9 protein-coding genes are annotated in these 9,119 nt (G+C 62.4%); 3 read left to right on the forward strand and 6 right to left on the reverse strand.

Going from position 1 to position 9,119, the window contains the following annotated elements:
- Nucleotides 1–74: 74 nt before the first annotated feature.
- Complete coding sequence (locus QUG01_RS19545; RefSeq protein WP_500831546.1) at nucleotides 75–848, reverse strand: AraC family transcriptional regulator; 774 nt, start codon at nucleotides 846–848, stop codon at nucleotides 75–77.
- Between the two features lie 93 nt (nucleotides 849–941).
- Between QUG01_RS19545 and QUG01_RS19550 the strand changes: the two genes are divergently transcribed.
- Nucleotides 942–2,096, forward strand: coding sequence for a multidrug effflux MFS transporter (locus tag QUG01_RS19550; protein ID WP_500831547.1), 1,155 nt, complete (start codon nucleotides 942–944; stop codon nucleotides 2,094–2,096).
- Here the strand turns inward: QUG01_RS19550 and QUG01_RS19555 are convergent.
- Nucleotides 2,072–2,830, reverse strand: a complete 759-nt coding sequence (locus QUG01_RS19555) for a YdcF family protein (RefSeq protein ID WP_500831548.1) — start codon at nucleotides 2,828–2,830, stop codon at nucleotides 2,072–2,074. The genes QUG01_RS19550 and QUG01_RS19555 overlap by 25 nt on opposite strands.
- Before the next feature lie 265 nt (nucleotides 2,831–3,095).
- Here QUG01_RS19555 and QUG01_RS19560 point away from each other — a divergent pair, with 265 nt between their 5' ends.
- Nucleotides 3,096–3,308 carry a hypothetical protein gene (locus QUG01_RS19560; protein WP_500831549.1) on the forward strand — a complete coding sequence of 71 codons (213 nt, stop codon included), beginning with the start codon at nucleotides 3,096–3,098 and terminating at the stop codon, nucleotides 3,306–3,308.
- A gap of 164 nt (nucleotides 3,309–3,472) precedes the next feature.
- On the forward strand, nucleotides 3,473–4,888 hold the full coding sequence (locus tag QUG01_RS19565) for an ABC-F family ATP-binding cassette domain-containing protein (RefSeq protein WP_500831550.1): 1,416 nt from the start codon (nucleotides 3,473–3,475) through the stop codon (nucleotides 4,886–4,888).
- A 49-nt stretch (nucleotides 4,889–4,937) separates the two neighbouring features.
- Here QUG01_RS19565 and QUG01_RS19570 read toward each other — a convergent pair whose 3' ends face one another.
- Genes QUG01_RS19570 through QUG01_RS19585 form a run of 4 tightly spaced genes read right to left on the reverse strand, consistent with a single transcriptional unit; the run spans nucleotide 4,938 to nucleotide 8,455 of the window.
- A complete protein-coding gene (locus QUG01_RS19570) occupies nucleotides 4,938–5,648 on the reverse strand; it encodes an ABC transporter ATP-binding protein (RefSeq protein WP_500831551.1) in 711 nt (236 codons plus the stop codon).
- Nucleotides 5,645–6,415, reverse strand: a complete 771-nt coding sequence (locus QUG01_RS19575) for an ABC transporter ATP-binding protein (protein WP_500831552.1) — start codon at nucleotides 6,413–6,415, stop codon at nucleotides 5,645–5,647. Before QUG01_RS19575 ends, QUG01_RS19570 begins: the two co-directional genes overlap by 4 nt.
- A 2-nt stretch (nucleotides 6,416–6,417) precedes the next feature.
- Nucleotides 6,418–7,509, reverse strand: a complete 1,092-nt coding sequence (locus QUG01_RS19580) for an ABC transporter permease subunit (protein ID WP_500831553.1) — start codon at nucleotides 7,507–7,509, stop codon at nucleotides 6,418–6,420.
- Between the two features lie 16 nt (nucleotides 7,510–7,525).
- Nucleotides 7,526–8,455, reverse strand: coding sequence for a branched-chain amino acid ABC transporter permease (locus QUG01_RS19585; protein WP_500831554.1), 930 nt, complete (start codon nucleotides 8,453–8,455; stop codon nucleotides 7,526–7,528).
- Nucleotides 8,456–9,119: the final 664 nt, after the last annotated feature.

A 9,119-nucleotide genomic window follows, 5' to 3' on the forward strand; every position in this document is an offset into this window, starting at 1 on the left:
ATGCGGCGCGCGAAACGCCTCGATTCGCCGCAAAACGCATCCCGGCGCGACCGCCCACCAAACGTCAACAGCCCCTAGGAACCCCGCGCCTGCGCGTAGCGCGCAGGCGTCACGCCGGCATGCTGGCGGAAAAAGGCGATGAAGGCGCTATCGCTGGCAAACTCCAGCGCCTGCGCCACCTCGCCGGCCCCCGCGCCGTCCGCCAGCCGCTCCATCGCCTTCAGCAGCCGCCATTGCTGGCGCCAATCTTGATAGCTCATGCCGGTATCGCGCAGGAAGATCCGGCTGATCGTCCGCTCGCAGGCCCCCACCCGCGCCGCCAGCTGTTTCAGCCGCGGCGGCAAATCGCCGCGGCGCACCGCATCGAGCCATGAGGCGAGCCGCGAATCGGCCGGGAACGGCAGACGCCAGTTCTCGCTGCGCGACGCCAGCCATTCCTCGCCGAACACCTGAAGCAAGCTGGCTTGCCGCTCGTCCGCCATGTCCCAAGGCCAAAACGCCATGCGCTCTATCACCTCGCGCAATAAGGGATTGACCTCCACCACCTGCAAGCCTGGCGCGGCAAACGGCAGCGCGCGGTCAAAATACAGCGAACGATAAGCCACCACGCCGCGCGATTGCACGCGATGCCGCATGCCGGCGGGAATCCAGGCGGCGCGGCTGGGCGGCAGCAGACACAGAGTATGCTCCAGCTCGATGCTCATGCAGCCGGCGGCGGCAAACAGCAATTGATGCCGGCCATGGCTATGGAGGCCGGAATCATGCACGCCCATATCGGCGGCAATGCCGATGACCGGGGCGTCAAAACTGTCCGCGTCGAATGCCTGATTGGCGGCTATTTTCGCCACTTGTCCGATTTCTTATATATAAAGTCACTATCATTGTAATCAGACAAATCCGTGATCACTAGACTGGCGGTCGTCAAACGAAAGGAAATCGACATGAAAACGACGATCCGTCCCCCTCTATGGCTGCTGACGCTGCTGATCATGTTCCCGCAGCTGGTGGAAACCATTTACAGCCCAGCCCTGCCAGATATCGCCGCGGTCTTCGGCGTAAGCCACGCGCGGGCCTCGCAGACGCTGTCCGTCTATTTCATCGCCTTCGCCGTCGGCGTGGCGCTGTGGGGCTGGCTCAGCGACCGCCTGGGCCGCCGGCCCGCCATGCTGCTGGGGCTGGCCTGCTATGGGGCGGGTTCGGCGCTGGCGCTGATCGCCACCGACTTCAGCATGCTGCTGTCGGCCCGCATGGTTGCCGCCCTGGGCGCGGCCGCCGGTTCGGTAGTGGTGCAGACCATGCTGCGCGACAGCTACGACTCCTCCGCGCTGGCCCGCGTGTTCTCGGTGATCGGCGCCGCCTTGGCGGTCAGCCCGGTATTCGGCCTGATCAGCGGCGGCTGGCTGACCAGCGGCTACGGCCACCTGGGCGTGTTTGCCGCGCTGTTGACGCTGGCCGGCCTGCTGCTGGCGCTGACGGCCCTGATGCTGCCGGAAACCCGCCCGGCCAATACGCTGCGGCCCGATATGGCCAAGCTGGCCAGACGCATGGCGGGCGATGGCGCGCTCTGGCGCAACGCCATGCTGGTGGCGCTGTTCAATACCATGATTTTCAGCTACTACAGCCTGGCGCCGTTCCTGTTCGATAGACTCGGTTGGAATGCCAGCGAATTCGGCTGGACCGGGGCCGTGCTGGCCGCCGCCTCGCTGGCAGGCAGCCTGCTCAACCGCAAGCTGCTGGCGCGCGGCGGACAAGCGGAAGCGCTGGTTCGCCAGGCTTGCGCGCTGGCCCTGCTGTCCGCCCTGGCTGCCTGGCTGCTGCGCGAATCCGCCTGGATCTTGCTGCCGGTGGCCGGCGTGATGATGTCGTTCGGCATCGCCATTCCCAATGTGCTGAGCCAGGCCCTGCAAGACTATCGCGAGCAGGCAGGCGCCGCCGGCGCGCTGTTCGGCCTCAGCTACTATGTGCTGCTGGGCGCGATGCTGGGCTTGTCTGGCATGGTCCAGCAACTCGGCGCGGTGCTGGCCGTCTGCGCACTGGCGGCCTGCCTGTGCAGACCGCAAGGCCAGGTCGCTCAACCGTCCTTGCGGACCGAATAGAACAACTGCCCCAGGTACTCGCGCAGCAGAGAGTGGCATTCCTGCTGCGCGCGTCCGCTTGGTATCCACCAGAACACGCCGCCGCCATCGTAGCGGATGAAGCCGGTCGGCGCCGGCTGCACGCTCAAGCCCTGCCGTTCAAAAAACGGCACCGCCCGCGCCAGATGCCAGCCCTGGCTCACCAACGCAATCCGCTGGACATGATCGCGCCGCAGCAGCGCGGCCGAAAATTGCGCATTTTCCAAGGTGGTGTTCGAGCGGCTCTCCACCCAGCGCGGCGTCAGGCCGTAATCCTCGCGCAGCGTGCGCGCCATCACCTCGCCCTCGGGCTCGCCGCCCAACGGCGCGCCGCCGGTCACCAAGAGCGGCCTGCCCGTCTGCCGCGCCAGATAAGCGCCATAGCGCAACCTGGCCAGCGTGTCGGCTGCCGGCTCATTGCGGCCATACTCCGGCGCCGGCTTCTTGCCGCCGCCCAGCACCACGATGGCCTCAACCGCTTGCAACTGCGCTGCGCCGACCACGGGGTAACGCTCGACATGGCGGGCAAGCCACATCGCCGTTTGCGGGATGGACAACAGATATCCCAGCACGACGCCCAAGGCCAGCAAGCCACAGCCCCAAAGACGGCAACGCCTAAGCAGCAGCGCGCCCAACACAATGGGCAGCAGATAAATCAGCGGAGGCAGCAACAAGGCGCCCAGCAATTGGTGCCACAAGACCGTAAGGCTATACATATTCTTCCTTGCGCAAGAAGCGGTGCGCGCAAGCTTACGACAGACGAGCACCACGCACCAATTCCATAGTCATTTTCAGAGGATTCAGATACCGGCCAGGATAACCGGTGCTGGCAAAACCTTGTAGATTTGTATGCCAAAAGCAAAATCTTTAATACACATTTACTTGAGCTATCAGCATGCGCTGAACAAAATAGCGCGTCCATTAGCCGCATATGCGCTTACGGGCACTTTCGCCTCAATCAACAACATAAGGACCGCCAAAATGAAAAAATTGCTGATCGCACTCTGCGCGCTGGGCTTCGCCGCTTCCGCCTTCGCCTCCAGCGACACCCCCTGCAAGGACGACGCGCAAAAGCTGTGCGCAGGCAAGAAAGGCCGCGAGCAGATCAAGGCCTGCCTGATTGAAAACAAGGAAAAACTCTCCCCGGCATGCAAGGCCAAAATCGAAGACAAGGCGGCGGAAAAGAAGCAATAAGCTCGTCTTGACGGCCGCGCCTTGCCAAAACCGGCTATTTTTGAAAAAATAGCCGGACATTTCATTGGAATCCTTAAACATGAGCCACCTTCTCGCGTAATGCCCCATACGGGGCCGGTAGCCGCCCAAGCGGCACTCGACACCTCCCTGACGCGAGATTTCTCATGCCCATCATGCAACTGCAAGGCCTCAGCCTTGCCTTCCCGCACAAAACCTGCTTTTCCAACTTCCACGCGCAAATCGATTGGGGCCAACGCATAGGCATCGTCGGCGCCAACGGCAGCGGCAAGTCTTCACTGCTGAAAATGCTGCAGGGCGAACTGCCGTCCGAGCCCGGCCGCATCCTCCGCGCCGAGGCCGCGCGCATCGGCTACCTGCCGCAAATCGTGGAGCGATACCACGAGCTCAGCGGCGGCCAACGCGTCAATCAAGCCTTGAGCCAGGCGCTGGCGGGCCAGCCCGACTTGTTGCTGCTGGACGAACCGAGCAACCATCTCGATACCCGCAACCGCCGCGCCCTGAGCCGCATGCTGCGCAACTTTAGCGGCGCCATCGCGCTGGTGACGCACGACCTGGCGCTGCTGGATGAAGTCTGCGACAGCATCTGGCATATCAGCGATGGCCAGATCGAAATCTTCTCGGGCCGCTACGCCGATTTTCTGCGCGAGCGGGAACAACAGCGCGCCGCGCTGGAAAGAGAACGCGCCTGCCTGAAACGGGAGCAGGAAGCGACGCACCAAGCCCGCATGCGCGAGCAGGAGCGCGCCGGGAAGGCCCGCGAGCGCGGCGCGCGCAGCATCGCCGAACGCAAGTGGGCCACGATCAAATCGCCCACCAAACTGGGGCGCGGCAACACCACGGCCGGCCGCAAGCAGGCGGAACTGGCCGAGCAGCGCCGCGAACTGAACGACCGGCTCTCGTCCCTGCGCCTGCCGGAACGCATCGCGCCGCGCTTTCAGCTGACAGAAGGCGAACGCGCGACGGGCCTGGTGTTGCAGATCAGCGACGGCAGCGTCGGCTACCAACAGCCCGTGCTCGACGGCATCCACCTGCGGCTGGCGCGCGGAGAAAGGCTGGCGCTGGCCGGCGGCAATGGCTCGGGGAAATCCACGCTGGCGCGCGCCATCGCCGGCATCGAGCCGGCGCGCCGGCTGGGCGGCGACTGGCTGACGCCGGCCCGAATCGGCTATCTGGACCAGCATTACGCCACGCTGCGCCCAGGCGTCTCGGTTCTGGAAACGCTGCGCCGATGCGCGGCAGGCTGGCCGCCGCAGCGCTTGCGCCACTTTCTCAGCGATTTCCTGTTCCGCGACGACGCGGCGGTGGAAGCCGACGTGGCCACGCTGTCTGGAGGAGAAAAAGCCCGGCTGTCGCTGGCGCTGATCGCCGCCCGTCCTCCCGCGCTGCTGATTCTGGACGAGATGACCAATAATCTGGACCTCATCACCCGCCAGCACGTCATCGACGTATTGCAGCATTACCCGGGCGCGATGCTGCTGATCTCCCACGACGCCGATTTTCTGGATGCCATCGGCCAGGTCGACCTCTACCGGCTACCGCTCCGGGGCGAACGGAAATAATAAAACCCCCGCGGGCGAAGCCGGGGGGGTTTCGGTGGGAAGGCAGCGCTTATTCGCCCAGATAGGCGTTGCGCACGCGCGGGTCGTCCAGCAGTTCTCTGGCGTTGCCGCTCATGGTGATGCGGCCGCTTTCCATCACGTAGCCGCGCTGCGACACTTCCAGCGCCAGCTTGGCGTTCTGCTCCACCAGCAGCATGGTCACGCCCTGCTTGGCGATCATCTGGATGATCTCGAAGATCTTCTCGACGATGATGGGCGCGAGGCCCATGGACGGCTCATCCAGCAACAGCAGCTTGGGCTTGGACAACATGGCGCGGCCCATCGCCACCATCTGCTGCTCGCCGCCGGACAGGGTGCCGGCCAGCTGCAGCCGGCGCTCCTTCAGCCGCGGAAACAGCTCGTAGACGTGTTCGATCTCGTTCTGGATAGCAGCCTTGTCATCGCGGTAGTAGGCCCCCATTTGCAGGTTTTCCTCCACCGTCAGCTTGGCGAATACGCCGCGGCCTTCCGGCACCATGGCCAGGCCATGGCGAACAAAATCATAAGACGGAATGGACGCCACATCCTTGCCGTCGTAAACGATATTGCCGCCGGACTTCTTCACCATGCCCACCAGGGTCTTCAGCGTGGTGGTCTTGCCCGCGCCGTTGGCGCCGATCAGCGTGACCAGCTCGCCCTGGTTGATGTGAAAATCGATCCCCTTGACTGCCTGAATGCCGCCATAGGCCACTTGCAGGTTTTTGACTTCCAGAATGCTCATGCGTGGGCCGCTCCCAGATAGGCTTCGATCACTTTAGGATTGCGGCGCACTTCTTCCGGCACGCCTTCGGCAATTTTCTTGCCGTAATCCAGCACCGCAATGCGGTCGCACAGGCCCATCATCAGCTTGACGTCGTGCTCGATCAACAGCACGGTGACGCCATCTGCGCGGACCTTGCTCATCAGCGCCTTCAGCTCTTCGGTTTCCTTCGGGTTCATGCCGGCCGCCGGCTCGTCCAGCGCCAGCAGCTTGGGTTCGGTGGCCAGCGCGCGGGCGATCTCCAGACGGCGTTGGTGGCCGTAGGACAGGTTGCGCGCGCGCTCATTCGCCACATCGGCAATGCCGACATACTCCAGCAACGCCCAGGCCTTGGCCTCGATGTCGCGCTCCTCGGCCATGGTGCCCTTGTCGCGCAGCACGGCGCCCAAGGCGCCGGCCTTGGAACGGATGTGGCGACCCACCATCACGTTTTCCAGCGCCGTCATCTCGGCGAACAGCCGGATATTCTGGAAGGTCCGCGCGATGCCGGCCGCCACCACCACATGGGGCTTCTGCTGGAACAGGTTGTGGCCGGCAAACTCGAACTTGCCCTCGTCCGGCACATAGAGGCCGGTCAACACATTGAACAGCGTGGTCTTGCCGGCGCCATTGGGGCCGATCAAACCGTAGATTTCACCCTTGTTGATGCTCAGGCCCACGTCGCTCAGCGCGTGCAGGCCGCCGAAGCGCTTATGGATGCCTTCGATTTTCAGCAAAACTTCAGCCATGATTAACCTTTCTGCGCAGCCGCTTCTTCTTTTGCATGCTGGAATTCAGCCTTGCGGCGCTTGGACGGCCACATCCCTTCCGGACGGACCAGCATCATCACTACCATCGCCAAGCCAAACAGCAGCATGCGGGCGTTTTCAGGGTCCACGATCATGCGGCCGAAGGTCTTCATCTGCAGCGGGCCGATCACGTCGCGCAGGATTTCCGGGGCAATGGTCAGCACCACCGCGCCCAGGATCACGCCCGGGATATGGCCCATGCCGCCCAGCACGATCATGGCCAGGATCATGATGGATTCCAGCAGGCTGAACGATTCCGGCGACACAAAGCCCTGGAAGGACGCGAACAGTCCGCCGGCCACGCCGCCGGAAAGCGCGCCCAGGCCGAAGGCCAAGAGCTTGATGTTGCGGATATTGATGCCCATCGCCGCGGCGGCGATGTCATCCTCGCGCAGCGCCACCCAGGCGCGGCCGATGCGGGAGTGCTGCAGGCGGAAAGCCATGATCACCACGCCCACAGTCAGCGCCAGGAACAGGTAGTAATAGAGATAGACGCTGTGGAAGCTGAGGCCGAACAGCTCTATGGTTCTGCCCAGCGAAACGTCGCCGATGTGGATCGGGTCGATCAGGTTGACGCCCTGCGGACCGTTGGTGATGTTGATCGGCGCATTCAGGTTGTTCATGAAGATGCGCACGATCTCGCCGAAGCCCAGCGTCACGATGGCCAGATAATCGCCCTTCAGCCGCAGCACCGGCGTCCCCAGCAGCACCCCGCCCAGCGAGGCCAGCGCCGCGCCCAGCGGAATCGTCAGGAAGAACAGCCAGTGGATGTCGAAATGCGGCGAACTGAGCAAGGCGTAGGTATAGGCGCCTATCGCGTAGAAGGCGATGAAGCCCAAGTCCAGCAGGCCGGCGAAACCCACCACGATGTTCAAACCCAGCGCCAGCATCACGTACAGCAAGGCGAAGTCGATGATGCGCACCCAGGAGTTGCCCAGCGCGCCGCCCACGACAAAGGGCAGCACCAGCAGCGCCACCGCGCTGAGGGCGAACAAGGCCATCTTCTTCTTGATATCCAGAGTATTCAGATTCATGTCTCTCTCCTCCGGATCAGGCGCGGTCGGCCATTTTTTCGCCCAGCAAGCCGGACGGACGGAAGATCAGCACCATGATCAATACGATGAAGGCGATGATGTCCTGATAGTTGGAGCCGAGGAAGCCGCCGGTCAGCGTGCCGATATAGCCGGCGCCCAGGCTTTCGATGATGCCCAGCAGAATGCCGCCCGCCACCGCGCCGCCGAGGTTGCCGATGCCGCCCAGCACCGCGGCGGTAAAGGCCTTCAGGCCGATCATGAAGCCCATGTAGTAGTGGGCCTGTTCGTAGTTGGTGGCCACCATCACGCCGGCGATCGCCCCCAGGCCGGAGCCGATGACGAAGGTGGCGGAGATGATGTGGTTGACGTTGACGCCCATCAGGCCGGCCACGGCCGGATTCTGGCTGGTGGCGCGCATGGCGCGGCCCAGCTTGGTCTTTTCCACCATCAAGAGCAGGCCGGCCATGATGGCCAGACACAGCACGATGATCAGGATTTGCAGCTTGGTGATGCTGGCGCCGAAGATGGACACCACGTCATGGTCCAGTATCTGCGGGAACGGAATGTAGTTGCGGCCCCAGATCAGGATGGCGACTTGCTGCAGCACGATGGAAACGCCGATGGCGGTGATCAGCGGCGCCAGGCGCTGCTTGCCGCGCAGCGGCCGGTAGGCGACGCGCTCGATGGTGAAGCCGAGCAGCATGCAGGCTGGCACCGCCACCAACAGCCCGATCAACACCAGGGCCGGCCCCGGAAGATTGATGCCCATGCCCATCAGCGTGGTGATGACGGTGATGGTGACCATGGCGCCGAACATCACCACTTCGCCGTGGGCGAAGTTGATCAGTCCCATGATCCCGTACACCATGGTGTAGCCCAGCGCGATCAGCGCGTAGATGCTACCCAGAACGAGGCCGTTCAGGATTTGTTGCAGAAATATGTCCACGTTTGGAGATCTCCTCTGTTTGTCTGCCGGCAGCTTGCGGGGGTATTCCCTCTTATTGACTGCTGCCTGTTCTGTTTGCCTGCCGCGGGCCTTGATTTTGGCTTCTGTCCGACAGGCGAACCGATTATCACCATGTATCCAATCGACTGTCAATTACGAAGACCGGTAAAATCCGCCGCCGGAGAAATTCATTTAAATTCAAATATCCAATTGATTTTATTGAATTTTATACCAAAACCTTCAGGTGGAATTTTTCCAGCCGCTACCATTGGGCAAACTCTTTGCCCTCTACTGCCACTTTTACATTTCAGTCATATTGTCCATGTCTTTTATTCACATCCGAACATGCGACACCCTGCGCCAGCACCGATTGCGAACACTTGAATATGAGCATTGTTCAATTGCATACAATCTACAGTACCACTTGCTATCCATTCTTCAGGCCAATGTCGCCGTCCAAAAAATCTGCAACAAGATGTTTCCGCGCGCTGTGACATCCCGCCCACACCCGCGATGACTTGCAAAATACATGCCAATTTTGAACATAGTCCTCGCGCGGGATAGCGGGACGATAGATTTGTTAAGCCACGCTAGGGGCTGTTGACGTTTGGTGAGCGGTCGCGCCGGGATGCGTTTTGCGCCGAATCGAGGCGTTTCGCGCGCC

The organism is Chromobacterium sp. CCUG 76385, from assembly GCF_059916625.1.

What these genes read in the sequence shown, in the direction of transcription:
- QUG01_RS19580 (WP_500831553.1), bottom strand. Translation starts at nt 7,509, where the DNA reads ATGAATCTGAATACTCTGGATATCAAGAAGAAGATGGCCTTGTTCGCC.
- QUG01_RS19565 (WP_500831550.1), top strand. Translation starts at nt 3,473, where the DNA reads ATGCCCATCATGCAACTGCAAGGCCTCAGCCTTGCCTTCCCGCACAAA.
- QUG01_RS19575 (WP_500831552.1), bottom strand. Translation starts at nt 6,415, where the DNA reads ATGGCTGAAGTTTTGCTGAAAATCGAAGGCATCCATAAGCGCTTCGGC.
- QUG01_RS19555 (WP_500831548.1), bottom strand. Translation starts at nt 2,830, where the DNA reads ATGTATAGCCTTACGGTCTTGTGGCACCAATTGCTGGGCGCCTTGTTG.
- QUG01_RS19550 (WP_500831547.1), top strand. Translation starts at nt 942, where the DNA reads ATGAAAACGACGATCCGTCCCCCTCTATGGCTGCTGACGCTGCTGATC.
- QUG01_RS19560 (WP_500831549.1), top strand. Translation starts at nt 3,096, where the DNA reads ATGAAAAAATTGCTGATCGCACTCTGCGCGCTGGGCTTCGCCGCTTCC.
- QUG01_RS19570 (WP_500831551.1), bottom strand. Translation starts at nt 5,648, where the DNA reads ATGAGCATTCTGGAAGTCAAAAACCTGCAAGTGGCCTATGGCGGCATT.